Genomic DNA, 22,891 nt, shown 5'->3' on the forward strand with positions numbered 1-22,891 from the left:
TTTTAAAAATACAAAACTATTCAACAGAATGTCAAAGGTTTATGCGGTTTGGGGGGTTTTAATGAGTGTAAGACGCTTATGAGTTAGAATCTGACCAAATAAGAAAATCTGCAATTGAATTTGAATACCAATTAACATAGTGTAAGTGTCTTTAAATTAATATTCACAAACTCAAGTATCTCATTTTTTTAAGATTAAAACATTGAAATTTTGAGTAATAAATAGTGATGTCCGTTCGAGGGCAGTCGAGAACTTGAAAATCTTGATTATAAAAAGGTTTCGACTGCGCTCAACCTGACAACGGACTTGAATTTTTTAAAAGTTCAAAATCACCTGATCGTTTTCAGAGATCAATTTAACTTCCCTCCCAAAAATCAACGCTTGATTATCTTTAATATGCCCAGCGGGAAAGTTGAAAAATACAGGATAATTATAATCCTTAACTGCGTCTAATATAATCTCTTCAGCAGTTTTTCCAAATGGAATTGTATTATCGTGCATATCTGTCATTCCGCCAACAATCAATGCTTTCAAATTTTTAAATACTCCATTTCTTTTCAAATTCATCATCATTCTATCAATGTGATATAGGTATTCATCTAAGTCTTCAATAAAAAGAATTTTGCCATCAGTATTTATTGCTGAACTACTTCCGCAGAGCGAATAAAGCACAGAAAGATTTCCGCCAACTATTTTGCTTTGAATCGAGCTTAGCTGCTGTTTTTGTTGAAAAGTTTTATTGTAAGTATTAACATTAAAAGCGATTGAATATTCTTGCTCAAATAAAACCTTCCGAATTGATTCTCTTGCTTCCTCAGTTTTATTTTCGATATCTAAGCACATTTGTGCGTGTAAGGTTTCAATTCCTAAATTGTGAATGTGCGAGTGTAATACGGTAACATCACTATAGCCAATAATCCATTTTGAATCTTTTTGAAATGCTGAAAAATCTAACATATCAATCATTTTAACGGTACCATAACCACCTCTGGCACACCAAATGGCTTTGATGTTTGGATTGTCGAGCATTTGCTGAAAATCTTCGGCTCTTAATTCTTCATTCCCAGCAAATTGATTTTCTTCGGCTCCAATAGTTTTTCCTAAAACAGCCTTTAATCCCCAGCTTTCTAAAATTTTAAGTGCTGGTTGTAATTCTTCTTTTTTAAGTTTTCGAGCGGTAGATACTATCGCAATTGTATCACCTTTTTGAAGTGTATTTGGTGTTATCATGAATCGATTTAAAACCACAAATTACTACATTTATATGTACTTTTGTACTTTCAAAAAAAATTATGGAACAAAACCCAAATAGGTATACAATTACCGCAGCCTTACCATACACAAACGGTCCCGTTCATATCGGCCATTTAGCAGGTGTTTATGTGCCAGCTGATATTTATGCACGCTACCAAAGACTTCAAAACAAAGACGTCGCATTTATTTGCGGTAGTGATGAACACGGAGTGCCAATTACAATAAAAGCAAAAAAAGAAGGAATTACGCCTCAACAAGTAGTGGATAAATACCACGGAATCATCAAAAAAAGCTTTGAGGAATTCGGGATTTCTTTTGATAACTATTCGCGTACTTCTGCTGAAATTCACCATAAAACCGCTTCAGATTTTTTCAAAAAACTATATGAAGACGGCAAATTCACCGAAGAAGTTACCGAGCAATTATACGATGAAGAAGCTAATCAGTTTCTTGCAGACAGATATATTACAGGAACTTGCCCTAAATGTGGGAATGAGGAAGCCTATGGCGATCAATGTGAAAAATGTGGCTCTAGTTTAAACGCTACAGATTTAATCAATCCGAAAAGTGCAATTTCAGGAAATGTGCCTGTATTAAAAGAGACAAAACACTGGTTTTTGCCATTGAATGAATATGAAGATTTTCTAAAACAGTGGATTCTAGTAGACCATAAAAAAGATTGGAAGACTAACGTTTACGGACAGTGTAAAAGTTGGATAGACGATGGCTTACGTCCTCGCGCGGTAACTCGTGATTTGGATTGGGGAATTCCTGTGCCAGTAGAAGGAGCAGACGGAAAAGTACTTTACGTTTGGTTTGATGCGCCTATCGGCTATATTTCAGCAACCAAAGAATGGGCAGCACGCGAAAACAAAAATTGGGAAGATTATTGGAAGGACGATAAAACCAAAATGCTTCACTTTATTGGAAAGGACAATATCGTTTTCCACTGTATTATTTTTCCAGCGATGTTAAAAGCGGAAGGAAGTTACATTCTTCCTGAAAACGTTCCGGCAAACGAATTTTTAAACCTTGAAGGAAATAAAATTTCAACTAGTAAAAACTGGGCAGTTTGGTTACACGAGTATTTAGAAGATTTTCCAAATCAGCAAGACGTGTTGCGTTACACTTTAACAGCAAACGCACCTGAGACAAAAGATAACGATTTTACTTGGGCAGATTTCCAAACTCGTAACAACAGTGAGTTGGTTGCCATTTTCGGAAACTTCATTAACCGAGTAATGGTTTTAACCGATAAATATTACGGAGGAATAGTTCCAGAACCATCAACTTTTTCTGAGATTGACGAGCAGACGTTAAATGAATTAAAAGCATATCCTGCTGTAATTGCAAGTTCGTTGGAGCGTTACCGTTTCCGCGAAGCTCAAGCGGAGATGATGAATTTAGCTCGTTTAGGAAATAAGTATTTAGCCGACGAAGAACCTTGGAAGACGTTCAAAACTGATGAAGATCGCACCAAAACAGTAATGTATGTTGCATTGCAGATAGCTTCTGCTTTGGCTGTTTTAAGCGAACCGTTTTTACCATTTACTTCAGATAAATTGAAAAACATGCTTAATGTCACCCTGAGCCCTTCGACTTCGCTCAGGACAGGCTCCGTCGAAGGGTCTATTAAATGGAACGACGTTTCAACAAAATCAGAACTTATAAAACCTGGTCATAAAATAAATAAGGCCGAATTGCTATTTAGCAAAATTGAAGACGAACAAATTCAAGCCCAATTAGATAAACTACAAGCCAGTAAAAAGATGAATGAATCGACAAGCTCAGCACAGGCTGCTGACAATAAAAAAGTAGAGCCACAGAAAGAAACAATTCAATTTGAAGATTTTATGAAACTCGATATGCGAGTGGGTACAATCATTGAAGCCGAAAAAATGCCGAAAGCAGATAAACTTTTGGTTTTAAAAGTTGACACAGGAATTGACGTCCGCACTATTGTTTCCGGTATTGCTCAAAGCTTTAATGCGGAAGAGATTATTGGTAAAAAAGTTACTGTTTTGGTAAATCTAGCACCAAGAAAACTTCGCGGAGTGGAAAGTCAAGGAATGATTTTGATGACAGAAGACGCCGATGGAAAATTAGTTTTTATGAATCCTGATACTAGTGGAGTTGAAAATGGGGCGACGATAAACTAAGTAAGAAAATTTCTTTGCTATCTGATATTACTCTTGTAGGACTTTATTATCGGAATTTTCTAGAAGTAAAAGGTTCACCTTTTGTTTCATAATGATGCCCTTTTAATACTAGAATTGTTTATTTCTTTATTAAGATCTAAATTTATAGTCTAGCATTGAAAGGGCGTTATTTTTTAACGAAGGAAGGGTTACCCATCGTTATTAAAGGAATGCTGAAACTGAAGCCTGAAAGCGTTAAATCCTAATTATTATGGGTCAATCTCTCGTTCAAAATTACGTCCATATCGTATTCAGCACCAAGCATCGACAACCGCTGATATTCCCTCCAGTAGAAGCGGAACTTCATAGCTATCTCGGTGGTATCTGTAACAAACTCGATTCTCAAGTAATTAAAGTAGGTGGTTACACAGATCACGTACATATTCTATGCAAACTCTCTAAAAAAATTGCCTTAATGAAATTGGTAGAATTATTAAAATCGAATTCTTCCAAATGGATAAAAACAAAGGGAGTAGCTTATAAAAACTTTTATTGGCAGGATGGTTATGGTGCGTTTTCGGTAAATCCTGCGCAAGTAGAAGTAGTGGTTGCCTACATTTCTAATCAGCATGAACATCATTCTAAAAGAACATTTAAGGCTGAATTTCGAGCATTTTTAAAAAAGTATGAAGTTGATTATGACGAGAAGTATGTTTGGGATTAGCACGGCTAGCCTAATTTGGACTTGTAATTTGATATGTCGCCCTTTCAGGGCTTGACTCACGGCTCTGTGTTTACTTCACGAGGGACTCTGCCCCTCGATAATATTTTTAACCCCTATAGGGCTTAGCCGGAATGCGCTCCAAAATGAGGAAACTTGTCCTTTTTATGTTTTGAATATTTAATTGGAATTGACTCAGCCCTGAAAGGGCTTAATACCAAAATGATGTGGCATAGCCCATCAATACAAAGAGCTAGAAAGTCTAAAGCCCCGGAGGGGTGATATCTAAATTCAGAAAATCACTTGTAGTATTAAATAATATTAGAAAGTTAGAAACCTAATATTGCTTGCAGATTCTTTATTTTTGGTGAAAATATGAAAAGCAAAACTAAGTGAACTTGATAAGCGCAATTACCTCCCAAACCCAACTTCCTCGTAAGAGCGTAGAGAACACCATCAAGCTTTTGAATGAAGACTGTACTATTCCCTTCATTTCGCGTTACCGAAAAGAATTGACGGGAAATCTCGATGAGGTTCAGATTGGTGATATTGTAAGGTTTAAAGAACAATTTGAGGCCCTAGAAAAACGAAAATCTGCTATCCTTAAAACTTTGGAAGAGCAGAACGTTCTTACGGCTGAACTTCAGAAAAAAATTGAAGAGGCTGCAGATTTAATTACTTTAGAAGATTTGTATTTGCCGTACAAAAAGAAGCGCAAAACCAAAGCAGACACAGCTCGCGAAAATGGTTTAGAACCATTGGCAAAAATTATAATGGCGCAAACTCGTAGTATATCAAGCTCAGAAATTTCTTCGCTTGCTTCAAAGTATGTAAAGGGTGATGTGAATTCCGAAGACGATGCTTTGGAAGGTGCGCGCCATATTATTGCTGAATGGATTAACGAGCGTACCGATATCCGCAATATGCTTCGGAAACAGTTGGAACGCTTCGCGGCGATTTCAACAAAAGTTGTAAAGAAGTTTCAAGATGATGAAAAGGCGCAGAAATTCCGTGATTATTTTGATTGGAATGAACCTTTAAATCGAATTCCATCGCATAGATTACTAGCAATTCTACGCGCAACTTCGGAAGGATTTATTCGAAATAAAGTTGAAATCGACGATGAAATTGCACTTTCAAAAATTGAAAGTCGAATAGTAAAATCGAATGACGCGGCTTCAAAACAAATAAAATTGGCGATTGAAGATAGTTATAAACGCTTATTGTTTCCAGCGCTTTCTAATGAAGCATTATCTGCCGCAACAGAAAGAGCTGATGAAACTGCAATCAACGTTTTCGCTAAAAATTTAAAGCAATTATTACTTGGTTCGCCTTTGGGTGAAAAACGTGTTTTAGCTATTGACCCTGGATTTAGAACGGGTTGTAAAGTTGTATGCCTCGACGCTCAAGGTGGATTACAGCACAATGAAACCATTTATCCACACGCTCCAAAAAACGACATAAAAGGAGCAATGAAAAAAATTAGTTCCCTTGCCGATGCTCATAAAGTTGAAGCAATTGCAATTGGAAACGGAACAGCTTCTCGAGAGACAGAGCAATTTATTAAGCGCATTCAGTTTAAAAATCCAATGCAGGTTTTTGTTGTGAGTGAAGCAGGAGCTTCTATTTATTCAGCTTCCAAAATAGCTCGTGATGAATTTCCTAATTACGACGTAACCGTTCGTGGTGCGGTTTCTATCGGGCGACGCTTGCAAGATCCACTTGCTGAACTTGTAAAAATTGATGCAAAATCTATCGGAGTAGGCCAGTATCAGCACGATGTAGATCAAACGAAACTGAAAAGTTCATTGGATACTACTGTGGAATTATGTGTAAATGCGGTAGGTGTAAATATAAATACCGCTAGTATTCCTTTACTGAGCTACGTTTCGGGAATCGGTCAGAAATTAGCTGAAAACGTTGTGAATTATCGCGAAGAAAACGGTGCTTTTACATCTCGTAAAGATATAATGAAAGTCCCTCGGTTAGGGGGAAAAGCTTTTGAACAAGCAGCGGGATTTCTTCGAATTAAAAATGGTAAAAATCCTTTAGACGATTCTTCTGTGCATCCTGAAAGTTATTCGGTAGTTTCAAAAATGGCTAAGGATGAAGGAATAAATATTTCAGATTTGATAGGAAATAAATCCCTTCTTCAGAAAATAAAACTAGAAAAATACGTCACCGATAAAGTTGGACTTCCTACTTTAAAAGATATTATTAAAGAATTAGAAAAACCGGGATTAGACATTCGCGAAGAAGCGAAAGTGTTTACTTTTAATCAAAATATAAAGTCCATCACCGATTTACAAGAAGGGCAGCTGTTGCCGGGAATCGTAAATAACATTACAAATTTTGGTTGCTTTGTAGATATAGGAATCAAAGAAAGTGGTTTAATTCACGTCTCAAATTTGGCAGATACATTTGTTTCCGACGTTAGTGAGTATGTTCATTTACACCAACAAATTATTGTAAAAGTGCTTGATGTAGATGTAGAAAGAAAGCGAATTCAGCTTAAACTTCACAAGTAATTAATTTTACGTTAAATTTTAAATTCTTCAACTTATAAACAGACTTTTATCGGTTTATATAGACTAATTTTGCCGGCTTTATTAATACCTTCAACTTTACTTTTATGACAAAGCCTAGAATTGCCCTTGTCATAGGAATCATTTGTATTTCTATTTTCCCAATTTTGGTGAAGCTTAAATTGTCGCCTCCTATAATCTCTGCTTTTTATAGAATGGCAATTGCGGCATCTGTATTAGTTCCATTTGCAATATTTTCAGGAAAATTAAAAGTTCCTTCGGTAAAAATGCTTCTATTAACTGTGCTTTGCGGATTTATATTTGCACTTGACGTTACTGTTTGGAATATCGCAATACAGCAATCTACAGCTACACAAGCAACGTTGCTTACAAATCTTTCCCCAGTTTGGGTAGGGATAGGTGCGTTTTTCTTTTTGAAGAATAAGCCGACTCGGAATTTCTGGATAGGCACTTTAATTGCCATTATGGGGATGATAACCTTAGTAGGATTTCACTTTTTTGTGAATTTAGACTTTGATCTTGCATTTGTATTTGCAATACTCTCAGGTGTATTTTATGCAGTATACATGTTGGTGAGCAAATTTGTACTTTATGAAGTAGAAGTTGTTCCATTTATTACAATAAGCACACTTAGCTCTGCCGTGTTTTTAGGGGTGTTAAGTTTTATAATGAATGAACCTTTTACCGGATTTACCGAAATGGGTTGGTTATCGCTTTTAGTTCAAGGTCTAGTATGTCAATTAGCAGCGTGGCTACTTTTGGGCTATGCCACCAAACACATGCGTGCTACAAGAGTATCCGTAAGTTTATTAGGTCAGGCTGTATTAACGACACTTTTTGCGTGGATGTTTATTAATGAAGAAATTACTTTTCAAATGATTATTGGTGGAATAATTCTTCTTTTCGGAATACGTATAACATTCTATACTAAGAAGATTCCTATCATTGGTAAAGAAATAAAAAACCCTGAAACTATCTAAAATAGCGTTTTAGACAAAATATTATTCAATGATGAAAATTGCATTTCATCCCTTATTTAGCTATCCCTTGCCAAAGGGGCATCGATTTCCGATGGAAAAATATGAGCTTCTGCCGAAACAATTACTTCACGAAGGAACTTGTAAAGCTGAAGACTTTTTTGAGCCATCTATGCCTTCTAAAGAGGATGTTTTAGCCGTTCATACTGAAGAATATTATAATAGCTTGATAAACCTATCTCTCGACAGAAGGGCTGCTAGAAAAATAGGTTTTCCTTTGTCTGAAGAGTTTATTAAACGGGAGCAACTAATAGCACAAGGAACTATTGACGGCAGTGAATATGCTTTAAAATACGGAATTTCATTAAGTATTGCTGGCGGAACCCATCACGCATATACCGACCACGGGGAAGGGTTTTGTATGCTGCACGATCAAGCTATTGCAGCTAGATATCTTCAGAAAAAAGGATTAGCAAAAAAAATATTGATTGTAGATTTGGATGTACATCAAGGAAATGGTACTGCTGAAATTTTTCAGAATGATGATTCGGTGTTTACTTTTTCAATGCACGGAGCCGGAAATTATCCATTTAAAAAGGAAAAAAGTGATTTAGATATCGCCGTGGCTGATGGAAGTGGTGATGAAGTTTATCTTAGAATTTTAAAAAATACTTTACCAAGATTGATTGATGAACAGCGTCCTGATTTTATCTTTTATTTAAGTGGTGTTGATATTTTAGAATCGGATAAATTAGGAAGGTTAAATTGCACTATTAACGGCTGTAAAGAGAGAGATCGGTATGTTTTGCAGATGTGTAAAGATTTAAAAATACCTTTACAAGTAAGTATGGGAGGAGGATATTCACCTGATATAAAAACGATAATTGAAGCTCACGCAAATACTTTTAGATTAGCACAAGAAATTTATATTTAATCTGAAAACATTATAAGTACAAGGCCATTTTTATTTTCCAATAAGGTATTTTCTCTTTAAAGTATTCGAAATAAGGCTTTAAAGCATCAGGATTTTCAAGTTCATCTTTTGCTTTTTTAATTTTCTGGATTTCTTCTGAAGAAATGAATAGGGAAAGGTCAATGTCTGCACCAGATTTGTGTGATTTGATAAAGTGACCATAAACGGAATCTTCAGAAAGTCCGCGTCTACTCGCGATTTCTGAAGGAGAAAGATTCTCTTCTACAAACATTTTATAGCTGCGTTCGTGAGTTGGTAATTTACTTTCTAAACTATCTAAATGCCGATTAATAATTTTAAGAAATTCATCTGCATATTTCTCAAGTTTAGCTTCTCCAACACCAGATACTTCGGCAAATTCTTCTCGATTTCTCGGTTTCTTATGTTCCATATCTTCTAAACTGGCATCGCTAAAAATTATATAGGCAGGCATCTTTGCTTCTTGTGCCAATTTAGAACGAAGAGTTCTCAGTTTCTCAAAAAGATCGGCTCTTATTCTTGATGTTTTTTCTGCTTTTACTTTTTCTACTTCTTTAACAACATTTGCTAATTGTACCTGTTTCCCTTCAAAAAGAACTTGTTTAGCAAGCGGAGTTAGCAGCAGTCTGCCGTTTTCGTGAAAGTGAATTTGTAGTATTCCTTGATTTAATAGTTGGATAGTGTATTGCTGCAAGTCTCTCCACGCGATATCTTTTGCAACACCAAAGGTTTTGATGTTTTGATACCCTTTATCATATACTTGAGCATTTTGTGCGCCACGCAGTACATCTAGAACCATCCCCATAGCTTCTTGTTCTTTTAAACGTGCTACTGCAGAGCATATTTTTTGTGCAATTAAGGTTCCGTCAAAGTACTTTGGTGGGGTTTTACAGATATCGCAATTGCCACAATCTTCAATGATATGCTCTCCAAAATACCCTAGAAGTGCTTTTCTTCTGCAACTTAAAGCTTCAGCAAATTGCTGCATTCGTTCTAATTTTGCTAATTGATAAGCTTCAGTTTCGGTGCCTTCAGCAAATTTTCGAAGCATAATAACATCGGCAAAACTGTAAAAAAGTAGGGTGTGTGCTGCTAATCCGTCGCGACCACTTCGTCCTATCTCTTGGTAATAGCCTTCAATATTTTTAGGCATATTATAGTGAATAACCCACCGTACATTACTTTTGTCTATTCCCATTCCAAAAGCAATAGTTGCAACAATAATAGGGGAGCGATCATTTAAAAAGTTATCTTGAACGCTATTGCGTTCTTCCGAACTGAGCCCTGCATGGTAAGCTTCAGCTTTATAACCCTTTGCTTTAAGTGTTGCGGCAAGTTTTTCTGTACTTTTTCTACTTAAACAATAAATTATACCACTCTGCTTACCTCTTTTGGCAAGAAAATTAAAAATCTGCTTATTTCTGTTTTGCCCCGGACGTACGTCAATATAAAGGTTAGGTCTGTCAAAAGACGCGATAAATTTATTGGCATTAGGAATAGCGAGTTGTGTTGCAATATCTACTTGTGTAGGTCTATCGGCTGTTGCCGTTAGCGCAATTAGAGGAACCTCTGGAAACTGTTGTTTTAAACTTTTGAGTCGGGTATACGCAGGTCGAAAATCGTGACCCCAACTTGAAATACAATGCGCTTCGTCTACAGCAAAAAGACTAATTTTTATAGTACTCAACAAATAGTTGAGTAAGGGTAGACTTTCTGGTGCTACGTATAACAGCTTTAAAATTCCGTTTTGTAAATCTTTTAAAACCTCTTGCTGCTCTTCCTGAGGCTGAGAGCTATTAAAGACATTAGCCGAAATTCCATTCGCTTTTAATGCATCTACTTGATCTTTCATCAATGCGATTAAAGGCGAAATTACAATTGCAGTTCCTTCAATTGCTAAAGCTGGAAGTTGATAACATAATGATTTACCTCCCCCAGTAGGCATAATAGCAATAGTATCGTTTTGGTTTAAAACACTATTGATGATTTTTTCCTGATTGGGAAGAAATTCATCGTATCCAAAATGAGATTTTAGTAAGGATAGTATGTGGGTTTGCTGGGGATCTGTAGTGGAATGCATGATGGTAAAACTAATAATAATTTTGCGTTAATCCCGGCCCTTCGGTACAATCCCAATAAAATGCCTAAAAGCAATTTATCGGAACCACTCAGGGACCTCTTTTTTGGAATTAGTTTTGAGAAGAAAACACTAAATTTAAACATCTTTCCCCTCGGCTCCGCTCGGGGATCGATTTTTGTAGAAAGAATGGTGAGAATTATTTTGACAAATAGCTAATCTATGCATCTTCTCATAATTTTTCATTAAGAGAGCTACTTTCTTCTTACGGCTCCAATTTTGTATTTGTTTCTCTCGTTGAAATGCCAAATCAATTCTAGCAAACTTTTCAAAATAATATAATTCTATTAGTAGTCTTTTAATGGTATAATTAGCTCCAAGACCTGCTTGAGGCTCTAAAATTCTTTTCTTCAAATTGACTGTACTACCTGGTAGTAGGTGTCATCACTACATTTCAGTATATACATATATCCAATTGCCATGATTATAAATAATTTGAAATTATAAAATAAAACAACCCTCTGCTCCGCTTGTCGACAGTGAATATATTCTAGTGTACGAGCGGAGCCGAGGATTTACTTATTACTTACTCAACATAAGCAATTCATTACACATAACTTCTGTAATGTAGTGTTTGTTACCTTCTTTGTCTTCCCAAGATCGGTTGGTAAGTTTACCTTCTATAGCGATTTCTTGGCCTTTTGTTACATAGTTCTCAACTACGTTAACGAGTCCTCCTCTTACAACGATGTTATGCCAGTAAGCACGTTCCACCTTGTTACCATCTTTGTCTTTGTAACTGTCATCTGTGGCCATTGAAAATTTAGCCATTTTATTGCCATCGGCAAATGTTACAATTTCTGGGTCTTGCCCCAATCTTCCAATCAACTGTACTTTGTTTCTAAGTGCGTTCATGATTTCTAATTTTTTTGCCTGAGGTAAATTACAGGCGAGTTAAACAATTGATACTATCGAACATCATCTTATTCGACAGTACAAACATATATCGACATTCAAATGCTAGTCGGTATTTACACGCTTACTATCGTTTATAGTTGCTTACAAGCATTTGTAGACGGGTATTTGATATTTAAAATGTTTTTGTTTTTGAGTGAGGAAATGATGAAAACCCTTTTATAACAGGTGTTTACAACGGCTGAGTCTTACTAGATGTAAGTTTGATTTCAAAAGGTTTATAAAATTTGGATTTAATGTCTTTAACAAAAAAGATTTCATAATTACTGCTAGTTTCAATTTACAGAATACTCATTGAGAACAACAGTATACTCATTTAACATTGATTTCTAGTGATTTAACCTATACTTTTCGGCCTTAATTAAACCAAAATTAACAATTATGAGAAAAATTATTTTACCATTAACGATGTGTTTCATTGCCAGTTTCGGTATTATGAATGCACAAAGCAATTTAAAAAGTTCGTCCATAGAGACGAATCAATCACAGCAGTCTGCAGTGTTACCCGCTGCTTTTTATGAAACCTCTACTTCTCCAATCGGTGAATCCCCAAGAGGAGTTGAAAACTCTAGTATTTCTATTGATTTGCAAAACACCAAAATCGCCAATTTTGGTTCTTACGGTCCAGCCGCTAGACCTGATGGAACTGAGGAATTTGGTGAAAACCTTATCTACACTAGTGGTCCATTTATAAATGATGCTCCAGACTTAAGTATTTTGGAGAATGTAACTAATGGCATGGATTTATTTGGATTTGGGGTTAATTATAACAACAGCCAAAGTTTAGCGGAAAGTTTTGTATTACACGATGGTTTTGACATTTCCAAAATTGATGTCTATGCATATCAAACAGGAACCTTACCCCCTTCTATTACAGCAATGTATGTTCAAATTTGGAATGGAGATCCAAGTGGTGGAGGTTCAGTAGTTTGGGGAGATTTATCTACAAATGTTTTAGAGACTGTCGTAGATTCTGGCGTATATAGAGTTTTAGAAGATGACCAATCTAATACCGATAGAAAAATCCAAAAGATAACCGCTAGTATTAATGGTTTAACCTTATCACCGGGGACATATTGGGTAGAATACAGTTTAGAGGGATCAGGTAGTTCTGGGCCATGGGCACCTCCAATTTCCGTGTTGGGAGAAACTATTACAGGAGATGCACTTCAAAAAACATCTTCGGGATGGCAAGCGGTTATTGACGCCGGGGTTAATGAACCACAAGGAATGCCAATTCAGATTTATGGAACTATAAATCTTCAAGGAAGTTGTGCAGAGTTAAATCCACCATACGATTGGTTATTTGAAGATGCTTTAAACATAACTACAGGTAGTGCATACACTGTAGCCAATGACTTAACCTTAGAAGCAAACGAAAGCTTTTCACTTGAGCATATATCCGCATATATGTTTTCAGAGTGGCCAATAAGTGAGGTAGATGTAACTTATTATGAAGACAATAATGGTTTTCCAGGTAATGTAATTGGATCAGAAAACGCAATAACTCTTAACAATGTTAACGCAGTAGGATCTTCTCATGTGTCTATTCACAATGTTTATAAAGTTGATATGACAGTTGATGCATTTGAATTTACAGGGGATGTCAATAATTCAAAAAAATATTGGATTGGATTATCCGCAAAAAGTTCAAATAATACTAATGTTTATTGGGGTATAACTTCAGGGAATTTAGTTGGTAATTCGGCAGCTCAAAATGAAAATGGCGTATGGGGTATTTGGGATAATGATTACGATGGCCTTTACACTTGGTATGGTGACTGTAGCCCTGTTTTAAGTGTTGATGACAATGAGTTTACTCAATTTAGTGTTTATCCAAATCCTGCCAATAATATTTTAAACTTAGAATCTGCTCAAAATATTGATTCTGTTACCTTGTTTAATCTATTAGGGCAAAAGCTATTGTCTAAAGATGTAAACAATACTTCTGCAGAATTAAATATTTCTAATCTTCAAGTTGGAACTTATATCCTACAAACCACTATTGAAGGACAAGTGAATACACAAAAGATTATTAAGCAGTAAATCGATTGTTTAATGTTAAAAAGAAAGCCATTCTCAATCGAGAATGGCTTTCCTATTTAATTTGTTAAAAAGAGTTTACCAAGTTTGCCCTTTGAGTTCCAATGCAGCTCTTAAAATATCACTTTGACTTATTTGCCCAGCTAGCTTTCCATTTTCTAAAATTGGAAATCTGCGGTGTTTTGATTCCAAAAACTTATTGGCGGCATCAAGTACATTCATTTCGCCATCAATAGTTTCAACATTTTTAATCATATGAAGTTCTACTTTCACGTCTTCCATAGGGTGGTTGTGATACCTAGCATCACTAAGTTCTTTTAAACAGTCACCTTCAGATATAATTCCTACCAACTCATTGTTGTCGTTAATAACAGGACCACCTGAAATTCCTCTCTTTACAAGTACTTCAACTACTTCTATTATCGATTGCTCAGGTTTGAATGTTATCAGGTTTCGTGTCATATAATCAGACACTTTAATTTTTTCCGAAGCGTTCTGAGGCTTTGCTCTTTTCCCTGTAAAACTTTTAATTCCCATAATATCAGTTTTTTGCGACTTTGTAATATAAGTAAAATTTTAAAATAAATAAAGGGTCTTAATTAACTAATACTTTGTTTTTATATGTAAGTAAGGTCTTTTTAAGTTTTATTTTTGAAAGAATAGAGGAAGTTTGATATAACACAGTCTTTTTTAGTCAAACGTAACTAATTTATTTTTTATTTTAAAAAATACTTTTAGCTTTGCCTAAAAATTAAAATAATGAAGACTAAAATATTTTTATTTGCTCCTCTAATTTCTATTCCTTTATTGTACTCATGTGAAGCATTAGCTCCACAGGAACCTGAAGAGTATGAACTGCTCGATGGTCCAGTTGAGAACTTAAACCAAGCTGAATCTATACGATTTATAGAGGGAGATAAGGCATTTAACGATCAAATATTTACCATAGAAACAGGACTGGGACCTATTTTTACCGGTACTAGCTGTGTGAGTTGTCATGCTGGCGATGGAAAAGGGCATCCGTTTGTATCGTTTACTCGTTTTGGGCAGGATTTGCCCGGGATAAATAATTTTTTAGATCAAGGGGCTCCCCAATTACAAAATAGGGCAATTCCAGGCTACAAACCTGAAATCTTACCTTCAGGGGCCCCACACGCCGAATTTCTAGCACCCATTGTTACGGGTCTTGGATTTCTCGATGCTGTATCAGATGAAGATTTATTGGCAATGGCAGATCCCGACGATTTAGATGGCGATGGTATAAGTGGTAGAGTTCATTGGAACGATAGACCTGATTATGTTAAGGACCGACCTGGAACCATATCTAAAAACGGAAAATATATTACACGATTTGGAAAAAAAGCAAATGTTTACGACTTGCTTCACCAAACTGCCGATGCCTATAATCAAGATATAGGAATAAACTCTTATTATGAACCCTATGATACTTATAGTGGGGATAAGGTTCAACCCGAGATTGATAGAAAAACGATTAACGATGTAGTGTTTTATTTAAAAACGCTTAAAGCACCTATTCCTCGGAATCAAGATAACCCAGAGGTTGTAGCTGGAAAAGCACTATTTGAAAACACACAATGTACTGCTTGTCATAAACCCACGCTAAGAACTTCTTATTCACCAATTACAGCTATTTCTTATCAGGAATTTCACCCTTACACCGATATGCTTTTGCACGATATGGGTCCCGAGCTAGATGACGGTTACACTGAAGGATATGCGCTTTCTTCCGAATGGAGAACTGCACCTCTGTGGGGAATTGGGCTTTCCAAAGATTCACAAGGTGGTGAATATTATTTAATGCACGACGGGAGAGCTAGAAGTATTGAAGAAGCAATTTTACTTCATGGAGGTGAAGCTGAAAACGCTAAAAATAAATATCAAAACTTAAGTCAACAAGAAAAAAGTCAACTTATAAAATTTATAGAATCCCTGTAAATATGAACAGAAAACAATTTTTAAAAACCTGTGGGGTCGCTTTGGTAGGTTTACCTTTTGCCTCTGCCATTTTAACTTCTTGTCAGAGTATTTACTATGCTTCTTTTAAAACTTTTAAAAACAAAATAGTAGTACCTCTTTCTGAATTTGAAATTGTAAAAAAAACAAGTACGACCTATAGAGATTTCGTTTTGGTGAACACTACTTCCCAAGATTTTCCAATTTGTGTATATAGAACAGAAGAGAAGAATTATATCGCCTCATTAATGAAATGTACGCATCGAGGGTGCGAATTAAACGTAGGCGGAGGTATGTATAGCTGCCCTTGCCACGGTAGTGAATTTGATACAAAAGGAAAGGTGTTAGAAGGACCGGCAGATCAAGATCTAAAAACATTTAAAACAACAATTGATGATGAAAATATATACATCGAACTATTTTAAAATAGGGCTATACTTACTAATTTTTTTCTATATGGAAACTGCGTTAGCTCAGGAAGAAAAATCGGGTATCGAGCAATCGGTACAGGAAAGTCAATTAAATATGGATGCAGTTTTTAGCAGGCCGTCGCTTAGCTTCGAGAAAGTTCCAGTAGCTTTAGGAGGATATTTAGAAGCTAATACGATGCATCGAATAGAAGAAGGAATCACCGACGGACTGTCTTTTCAAGCCAGAAGGTTGACAATTTTTTTGGCGGCTTCAATTTCAGAAAGAATTAAATTTTTAACTGAAATTGAATTTGAAGACGGCGGGAAGGAAATAGCCATTGAATTTGCCGCACTCGATGTAGCCTTTCACCCAATGTTTAATTTTAGAGGTGGAATTGTTATGAACCCAATAGGCGCTTTTAATGAAAATCACGATGGTCCTAAATGGGAGTTTGTTGAACGCCCTGATGTAGCAGTAAATATGCTCGCGGCCACCCAATCTAACGCAGGATTTGGAGTTTATGGTAAAACGTATTCTGGAAATTGGATTTTTGGTTACGAAGCTTACCTCACTAATGGATTTAACAGTAAAATTATTTCCAATGAGGAAGATAAAACTTATTTGCCCGCCTATAAAGATGGCGACAATTTATTCGAAGAAAATTTTAGCGGAAAAGCAATGTTTTCAGGAAAATTGGCAATTAAAAACAGAAAGATTGGAGAACTTGGTCTCTCGTATATGGGGGGAGCATACAACAAATTTGAAGAGGATGGTTTATCAGTAGAAGACAAAGCTCGGGTTAATGTTTTTGCGATAGATTGGAATACGACAATTCAAACTACCAATACGTATATAGTTGGAGAAGCAGCTTTCGTAAAAGTTGAAACACCAGAATCTTATACGCCACAATATGGCAATAAACAGCATGGTTTTTTTATAGATGTAGTCCAAGCAGTTTATAAAAATAAAATATTCGAGTGGGAAGATGCCACATTTAATCTTGCTGCGAGATTTGATTATGTAGATTGGAATGTCGGTAAATTTAAAGAAACAGACACTAATATTGGGGATCAACTTTTAGCTGTAACTCCAGGAATTAGCTTTAGACCAACGCCTAAAACAGTTTTTAGAATAAACTATCGTTACCAGTGGCAAAAGGATATTATTAACAATCCTGCCGAAAGGGCTGCTACATGGTATATGGGGTTTAGTAGTTACTTTTAGTCAGCAGGTGGCCGGTATTACTTAATTGGGTTGTGGTTTATTGGTTATTAGGTAAGTTGTTAATTCATTAAAGTTCTTATTTTTGTTAGTATTAAATTTATCTACGGTAAGTGAATTTAATATTTTAATAGAATTTTCAGCACCTCATTTCCCAAGTAGTATCGGGCATCACTGATTAAATTCCAAAAACTAAATTTATGAAACACTTCAATGCTTTTTTATCCTTGCTTCTTATCACAGCATTGGTTTTTTACAGTTTTTATGGATTAATGCCGAAGTATGATGGAAATGAAGTAAAATCGGCTACCGAATTTTCAGTAGATAGAGCGCTGATACCTCTTGAAAAAATTGCCAAAACCCCTCATTATTTAGGTTCACAAGGTCATGCAGACGTTCGAAAGTTTTTATTGTCTGAATTGCGAAAGTTGGGGATGGAACCTCATATTCAAGAAGGGTTTAGTTTAAATCCACAATCAAAAACACTTAATAAGCCCACTAATATTGCTGCTCGCATTAAGGGCGCTGAAGACGGAAAGGCACTTTTGCTGCTTTCGCATTACGACAGCGCGCTTGTGCCATCATTTGGTGCTAGCGATGCTGGTACGGGTTTAGTTGCTATCTTAGAGAGCGTACGCGCTTACCTTGCTTCTGGAAAAACACCAAAAAACGATATAATTATTCTTTTTACAGATGCTGAAGAAATTGGTTTGGACGGTGCCAAACTCTTTGTAAACGGACATCCCTGGGCTAAAAATGTAGGTTTAATATTGAATTTTGAAGCGCGTGGCACGAGTGGTCCGAGTAATATGATTTTGGAAACAAATGGAGGAAATTCTCAACTCGTGAAAGAATTTATCAAAGCGAATCCAGAGTTTCCTGTTGCCTCTTCCTTAATGTATAGCGTTTATAAAATGTTGCCAAATGATACCGACTCCACCATCTTTAGGGAAGATGGGGATATTGATAGTTTCTTTTTCGCTTTTATAGATAGCCACTTTAACTATCACACGGCAAATGACAATATGTATCACCTAGATTGGAATAGTTTGATGCATCAAGGCAGTTATTTACTGCCGTTAATCCATTATTTCGCCGATGCCGATCTTTCAAATATAAAGTCTGAAACGGATGATGTTTATTTAAATTTCCCTTTGGTGAAAATGATTAATTATCCATTTTCATGGATATTACCGATGCTAATTTTAGCTTTTTTGATATTTGTATTCTTAATTTTTTATGGTGTTAAAAGGGGAAGAATTTCAGGAAGAGCAATTGCCAAAGGATTTGTTCCCTTTTTAATATCATTAATTAGTTGCGGCCTCATTGGGTTTTTTGGATGGAAATTAATACTAGCACTCTATCCACAATATGCCGAAATTCAACAAGGATTTACATATAACGGGCATTGGTATATTGCATTTTTTGTATTGCTGTCATTGGCAATCGTATTTTCAGTCTATAAAAGGTATATTATTAAGTTCAATGAACCTTCAATTTATGTGGCTCCGTTATTTTTCTGGCTCTTGATTAATTTGGCGGTTTTTATCATCTTAAAGGGAGCCGCATTTTTTATTATTCCTGTTTTTTTTGGACTTCTTTCGTTTTTTGTAATGATACGTCAAGAACGACCAAATCTTTTAGCAATGGCATTTTTAGCGGTGCCTGCTATCTTTATTTTTGCACCTCTTATTCAGTTTTTTCCAGTTGGTTTAGGCTTAAAAATGCTTGTTATTAGTTGTGTGTTCACTGTATTACTCTTCGGGTTGATGCTTCCAGTTTTTGCGTATTACAAATGGAAGAACATAGTATCGGCACTGTGCTTTATACTAGCTATTTCTTTCTTTATCGTTGCGCATTCAAAAAGTGACTTTACTGAAGAACGGAGAAAGCCAACCAGTCTTGTTTACTATAAAGATGCAGATAATAAAAAAACTTTCTGGCTTACTTACGACAAAGAAATTGACGAATGGACTGAACAATATCTTGGTAAAAATCCTAGTAATAATACTTTAAATTTAGCTGAGGTTCCCTATAGTAAATATGGTTTTAATTACAGTTACGCAGCTGAAGCTCCAAAGAAAAATATTGCAGATTTTGAGGTTTTTTTAGAAAATGACACTTTAATAAATAACCTTAGAAATGTTACGCTCGTAATTGTCCCTAAACGAAATGTCAATAAAATAGATTTGTATAGTGAAGAAAGTACATCATTTAATTCACTAGAATTTAATGGAAAAGAAATGCCTGTATCTAGTTTATCAAAAGACTATAGAGGAACCAAAAACCCTGCCCTTATCAATTACTATGTTTCTCCAAACGATTCATTGAAAGTTGAATTTTCTGTTGAAAAGGATGTTTCTGTTGGTTTTAAGGTAATGGAATATTCATTCGATTTAATGGATAACCCAGAATTCGACATAACCAAACGTCCTGATTATGCTATGCCTAAACCCTTCGTGATTACAGATGCGGTTGTGGTAAAGCGAACTTTTAATGTAGATTCATTAAAAAAGAAAACTGTAGATTCGCTTTTTATAAATCCTGAAATTATTTTAAATAATGAGTAAAACAATTGCCATAGCGGGTCTTGGTTGGTTAGGTCAGCCTTTAGCTTATCGTTTACACTTATTAGGTTATAAGGTGAAAGGCTCTGTTACAACTATGGAAAAAGCTACTTTATTACAGAAGAATGGAGTAGAGGCCTATCCTGTTGAAATTACAGATAGAGGAGTGCAGGGGTCTGTTAAAGCATTACTGAAGAATTCCGATTATTTAATAATTATGATACCTCCTGGATTAAGACGCAACACTGGCGCCGACTATGTACTTAAAATGGTGCATTTTCTAGAAGAGATAAAACAAACTGAGGTTGAAAAAATAATCTTGGTGAGTAGTACTTCGGTTTATGATGATAGCCAAGGAAAAGTAACTGAAAAGGACGAGCCACAACCAGAAACTATATCGGGCAAGCAATTAAGGCAGGTGGAGCAATTATTTGCAAATTCTAAGGGATTAAAAACTACTATTGTTCGTTTTGGTGGTTTGATAGGTGGTAGTAGACAGCCCGCAAAATATCTGGCAGGTCGTAAAGATTTGAATGATGGAGATGCCCCGGTTAATTTAATTCATCGTGACGACTGCATTAATATCTTAGTAAACATTATTAAGCAAGACGCTTTTGGAACTGTTTTTAATGCTGTAAATCCATACCATCCCAAAAAATCTGAATATTATATACAGAAAGCAAAAGAGCTAAGTTTGGAGCCACCTACATTTGCCGAAAGCAATGTGGATGAAAAATTTAAACAGGTCGATTCTGAGAATTTGAAAAAAGTTTTGGATTATGCTTTTAAAACTTCCATATAAAAAAAGGAGCCATTAAAGCTCCTTTTTTCAATTCAAAATATTTCGACTGCGCTCAATGAGACAGTTTATTAACTACCAAATACGCACTCTATCTTCTGGTGCAAGGTACATGCCATCTCCTTCTTTAATATCAAAGGCTTCGTAAAAAGCATCGATGTTTAATAAAGGTTGTGTAGCTCTTACCATTCCTGGAGAGTGTGGATCTGTTTTTACTTGGTTGCGTAGCGCCTCGTCTCGAGACATGGTGCGCCAAACAGTAGCCCAACTCATAAAGAAACGTTGTTCTGGAGTGAATCCGTCGATGTTATCAGGACGTCCATTTTCTTTAAAGAAACGCTGTAATCCGTCGTAAGCGCCTAACACACCTCCTAGATCCCCAATGTTTTCGCCTAAGGTAAACTTTCCGTTGATGTAAACACTGTCAAGTACTTCAATTTTACTGTACTGCTCAGCAAGTTTATCGCCGCGCTCAGTGAAGTTTTTAAGATCTGTTTCTGTCCACCAGTTTGCTAAGTTTCCATTAGCATCAAATCGCGATCCGCTATCGTCAAAAGCGTGGGAAATTTCGTGACCAATTACGGCACCAATTCCACCGTAATTAACAGCTTCATCTGCCTTGTAATCGTAGAAAGGTGGCTGAAGGATTGCAGCTGGGAAAACGATTTCGTTGTTGAATGGATTGAAATAAGCATTTACAGTTTGCGGGCTCATTCCCCATTCGGTACGATCTACAGGCTCGTCAATTTTAGAAAGATTATCTTTTAATCCCCAAGCTTGTACTGCAATCATATTGTCGTAATAGGTATTGCCTTCTTTTACTTGCATGTCTGAATAATCCTTCCATTTGTCTGGATATCCAACTTTTACAGTGAATTTGTCAAGCTTTTCGTTTGCTTTTACCTTAGTGCTATCGCTCATCCAAGTTAAAGCATTAATACGGTCTTTATACGCTGCAATTACATTTGCAATCATTTTTTCAGCTTTTTCTTTAGCTTCCGGTGGAAACATTTCATCTACGTAAAGCTTTCCTAAAGCTTCTCCAACACTTCCATTAACAGTTGAAAGTGCACGTTCATCTGCTGGCTTTTGTGTTTTAGTTCCGTTTAAAGTAGTTGCATAGAAATCGAAGTTAGCTTTTTCAATTTCTGTGGTTAACATTCCTGTAGCGTTGTTTAAAGTAGACCAACGCATTACCGTTTTCCAAGTATCAAAGTCTGGTTTAGCAAACATTTGTTTCAATGTTTCCATATACTTCGGTTGCATTACGATAACAGTATCCATTTCCTTTGTAATGCCCATTCCTTTAAAGGCTTCTTTCCACTGAAGCTGCGGAAGCATTTTTTGAAGTTCGTCTATACTACGTGGATTGTTGAAATTTCTAAAATCACGGCTTGCAACTTTATCCAATCTTGGCGTAGCAAGTTTTGTTTCAAAAGCAAGAATAGTTTCGGCTTGTTTACGGGCAGATTCTTCTGAATCACCTAAAAACTGAAGCATTCTTGTAATGTGATCTACATACTGCTCTCTAATTTTTACAGAAGCAGGATCGGTATTGGTGTAGAAATCACGATCTGGAAGCCCTAAACTACCTGGAGTGATATATGCAGAGTTCATCGAACTGTTGCTTGGGTTTGAAAAAGCTGCAAGTCCTAAAAATGGCTGTGAAACTTCTACAGCATTTTCACTCATTACTCTTTGAAAGTCTTCAATAGTATTTATAGCTGCAATTTTTTCAAGTGCCGGTTTTATTGGTTCGATTCCAGCTTTGTCTCTTGCCAAAGTGTCAAGCTTTGTTTCGTAAATCATCAAAGCTTTTGCTTGGTCGGTTTCTGGAGCATATTTTCCGCTCTTTCTTGCTTTTTCCAAGATGTTAAGCATGTCTTTACTTGTCTTTTTACGAAGAATTGTAAATCCAGCCCAACTAGTTTCATCGTCTGGAATTTCGTTGTTCTTCATCCAGTTTCCGTTCACGTAGTTGTAAAAATCATCTTTTGGGTTCACAGTAGTGTCCATGTTTGCTAAGATAATTCCGTGTGGCTCAGTATCAGTTACCGCCACTTCGGTTTTTTCTTTACAAGCGGTTGTAGCAGCTGCGATTACCGCGAAAGCTACAACGGGTTTTAAAAATTTTGTTTTCATTTATATTGATTTTTGTTTTTAGCGGAAGATGCTTACTTGCTTGTTAGGCAAGGACTGCCCATTGTTTTCATCTTCAATTGAAATTATTAGTATT

17 protein-coding genes are annotated in these 22,891 nt (G+C 36.0%); 11 read left to right on the forward strand and 6 right to left on the reverse strand.

The genetic code is table 11. From position 1 onward, the window contains the following. Positions 1 to 315: 315 nt before the first annotated feature. Positions 316 to 1,230: an LD-carboxypeptidase gene (locus tag H4O20_RS11625; protein ID WP_139854311.1), complete on the reverse strand. Its 915-nt coding sequence runs from the start codon at positions 1,228 to 1,230 to the stop codon at positions 316 to 318. A gap of 62 nt (positions 1,231 to 1,292) precedes the next feature. Between H4O20_RS11625 and metG the strand changes: the two genes are divergently transcribed. The 5 genes from metG (at position 1,293) to H4O20_RS11650 (ending at position 8,570) form a co-directional block, all read left to right on the forward strand. After that, positions 1,293 to 3,413: a methionine--tRNA ligase gene (gene metG, locus H4O20_RS11630; protein WP_185099340.1), complete on the forward strand. Its 2,121-nt coding sequence runs from the start codon at positions 1,293 to 1,295 to the stop codon at positions 3,411 to 3,413. A 250-nt stretch (positions 3,414 to 3,663) separates the two neighbouring features. Next, positions 3,664 to 4,116, forward strand: a complete 453-nt coding sequence (gene tnpA, locus H4O20_RS11635) for an IS200/IS605 family transposase (RefSeq protein ID WP_185099341.1) — start codon at positions 3,664 to 3,666, stop codon at positions 4,114 to 4,116. A gap of 395 nt (positions 4,117 to 4,511) precedes the next feature. Beyond that, a complete protein-coding gene (locus tag H4O20_RS11640) occupies positions 4,512 to 6,641 on the forward strand; it encodes a Tex family protein (RefSeq protein WP_185099358.1) in 2,130 nt (709 codons plus the stop codon). A 104-nt stretch (positions 6,642 to 6,745) separates the two neighbouring features. Then, entirely contained in the window at positions 6,746 to 7,639 is an 894-nt protein-coding gene (locus H4O20_RS11645) for a DMT family transporter (RefSeq protein WP_185099342.1), read from the forward strand. Positions 7,640 to 7,667: 28 nt separating this feature from the next. Next, positions 7,668 to 8,570 carry a histone deacetylase gene (locus H4O20_RS11650; RefSeq protein ID WP_139854321.1) on the forward strand — a complete coding sequence of 301 codons (903 nt, stop codon included), beginning with the start codon at positions 7,668 to 7,670 and terminating at the stop codon, positions 8,568 to 8,570. Between the two features lie 10 nt (positions 8,571 to 8,580). On the opposite strand, the gene recQ is transcribed toward H4O20_RS11650, so the two are convergent. From recQ to H4O20_RS11665, 3 genes are all read right to left on the reverse strand, one after another. Beyond that, positions 8,581 to 10,668 carry a DNA helicase RecQ gene (recQ, locus tag H4O20_RS11655; RefSeq protein WP_139854323.1) on the reverse strand — a complete coding sequence of 696 codons (2,088 nt, stop codon included), beginning with the start codon at positions 10,666 to 10,668 and terminating at the stop codon, positions 8,581 to 8,583. 135 nt (positions 10,669 to 10,803) lie between these two features. Beyond that, complete coding sequence (locus H4O20_RS11660) at positions 10,804 to 11,079, reverse strand: GIY-YIG nuclease family protein (RefSeq protein WP_246051383.1); 276 nt, start codon at positions 11,077 to 11,079, stop codon at positions 10,804 to 10,806. Positions 11,080 to 11,247: 168 nt separating this feature from the next. After that, complete coding sequence (locus tag H4O20_RS11665) at positions 11,248 to 11,580, reverse strand: single-stranded DNA-binding protein (protein ID WP_139854325.1); 333 nt, start codon at positions 11,578 to 11,580, stop codon at positions 11,248 to 11,250. Positions 11,581 to 12,021: 441 nt separating this feature from the next. Between H4O20_RS11665 and H4O20_RS11670 the strand changes: the two genes are divergently transcribed. Further along, a complete protein-coding gene (locus H4O20_RS11670) occupies positions 12,022 to 13,686 on the forward strand; it encodes a T9SS type A sorting domain-containing protein (protein ID WP_139854327.1) in 1,665 nt (554 codons plus the stop codon). Positions 13,687 to 13,761: 75 nt separating this feature from the next. Here the strand turns inward: H4O20_RS11670 and H4O20_RS11675 are convergent, their stop codons facing one another. After that, complete coding sequence (locus tag H4O20_RS11675; RefSeq protein ID WP_139854329.1) at positions 13,762 to 14,220, reverse strand: CBS domain-containing protein; 459 nt, start codon at positions 14,218 to 14,220, stop codon at positions 13,762 to 13,764. A 222-nt stretch (positions 14,221 to 14,442) separates the two neighbouring features. On the opposite strand from H4O20_RS11675, the gene H4O20_RS11680 reads away from it, so the two are divergent. The 5 genes from H4O20_RS11680 (at position 14,443) to H4O20_RS11700 (ending at position 20,658) form a co-directional block, all read left to right on the forward strand. Next, positions 14,443 to 15,639, forward strand: coding sequence for a di-heme oxidoredictase family protein (locus H4O20_RS11680; protein ID WP_139854331.1), 1,197 nt, complete (start codon positions 14,443 to 14,445; stop codon positions 15,637 to 15,639). A 2-nt stretch (positions 15,640 to 15,641) separates the two neighbouring features. Further along, positions 15,642 to 16,082, forward strand: a complete 441-nt coding sequence (locus H4O20_RS11685; RefSeq protein ID WP_185099343.1) for a ubiquinol-cytochrome c reductase iron-sulfur subunit — start codon at positions 15,642 to 15,644, stop codon at positions 16,080 to 16,082. Between the two features lie 31 nt (positions 16,083 to 16,113). Continuing rightward, on the forward strand, positions 16,114 to 17,292 hold the full coding sequence (locus H4O20_RS11690; RefSeq protein ID WP_260402670.1) for an outer membrane beta-barrel protein: 1,179 nt from the start codon (positions 16,114 to 16,116) through the stop codon (positions 17,290 to 17,292). A gap of 197 nt (positions 17,293 to 17,489) precedes the next feature. Then, complete coding sequence (locus H4O20_RS11695) at positions 17,490 to 19,859, forward strand: M20/M25/M40 family metallo-hydrolase (protein ID WP_185099344.1); 2,370 nt, start codon at positions 17,490 to 17,492, stop codon at positions 19,857 to 19,859. Then, positions 19,852 to 20,658 (forward strand): NAD(P)H-binding protein, encoded by an 807-nt coding sequence (locus H4O20_RS11700; protein ID WP_139854337.1) that lies wholly within the window; start codon positions 19,852 to 19,854, stop codon positions 20,656 to 20,658. The genes H4O20_RS11695 and H4O20_RS11700 overlap by 8 nt, the downstream gene beginning before the upstream one ends. Before the next feature lie 72 nt (positions 20,659 to 20,730). Here the strand turns inward: H4O20_RS11700 and H4O20_RS11705 are convergent, their stop codons facing one another. Beyond that, positions 20,731 to 22,797 carry a M13 family metallopeptidase gene (locus tag H4O20_RS11705; protein WP_185099345.1) on the reverse strand — a complete coding sequence of 689 codons (2,067 nt, stop codon included), beginning with the start codon at positions 22,795 to 22,797 and terminating at the stop codon, positions 20,731 to 20,733. Positions 22,798 to 22,891 lie beyond the last annotated feature (94 nt).

The sequence above is a fragment of the Aequorivita sp. 609 genome (assembly GCF_014212065.1).
In the GTDB taxonomy this organism is placed as follows: domain Bacteria; phylum Bacteroidota; class Bacteroidia; order Flavobacteriales; family Flavobacteriaceae; genus Aequorivita; species Aequorivita sinensis.

Coding starts and splice junctions, on each gene's coding strand:
- H4O20_RS11625 (WP_139854311.1), bottom strand. CDS start 1,230: ATGATAACACCAAATACACTTCAAAAAGGTGATACAATTGCGATAGTA.
- metG (WP_185099340.1), top strand. CDS start 1,293: ATGGAACAAAACCCAAATAGGTATACAATTACCGCAGCCTTACCATAC.
- tnpA (WP_185099341.1), top strand. CDS start 3,664: ATGGGTCAATCTCTCGTTCAAAATTACGTCCATATCGTATTCAGCACC.
- H4O20_RS11645 (WP_185099342.1), top strand. CDS start 6,746: ATGACAAAGCCTAGAATTGCCCTTGTCATAGGAATCATTTGTATTTCT.
- H4O20_RS11650 (WP_139854321.1), top strand. CDS start 7,668: ATGATGAAAATTGCATTTCATCCCTTATTTAGCTATCCCTTGCCAAAG.
- recQ (WP_139854323.1), bottom strand. CDS start 10,668: ATGCATTCCACTACAGATCCCCAGCAAACCCACATACTATCCTTACTA.
- H4O20_RS11665 (WP_139854325.1), bottom strand. CDS start 11,580: ATGAACGCACTTAGAAACAAAGTACAGTTGATTGGAAGATTGGGGCAA.
- H4O20_RS11670 (WP_139854327.1), top strand. CDS start 12,022: ATGAGAAAAATTATTTTACCATTAACGATGTGTTTCATTGCCAGTTTC.
- H4O20_RS11675 (WP_139854329.1), bottom strand. CDS start 14,220: ATGGGAATTAAAAGTTTTACAGGGAAAAGAGCAAAGCCTCAGAACGCT.
- H4O20_RS11680 (WP_139854331.1), top strand. CDS start 14,443: ATGAAGACTAAAATATTTTTATTTGCTCCTCTAATTTCTATTCCTTTA.
- H4O20_RS11685 (WP_185099343.1), top strand. CDS start 15,642: ATGAACAGAAAACAATTTTTAAAAACCTGTGGGGTCGCTTTGGTAGGT.
- H4O20_RS11690 (WP_260402670.1), top strand. CDS start 16,114: ATGGAAACTGCGTTAGCTCAGGAAGAAAAATCGGGTATCGAGCAATCG.
- H4O20_RS11695 (WP_185099344.1), top strand. CDS start 17,490: ATGAAACACTTCAATGCTTTTTTATCCTTGCTTCTTATCACAGCATTG.
- H4O20_RS11700 (WP_139854337.1), top strand. CDS start 19,852: ATGAGTAAAACAATTGCCATAGCGGGTCTTGGTTGGTTAGGTCAGCCT.
- H4O20_RS11705 (WP_185099345.1), bottom strand. CDS start 22,797: ATGAAAACAAAATTTTTAAAACCCGTTGTAGCTTTCGCGGTAATCGCA.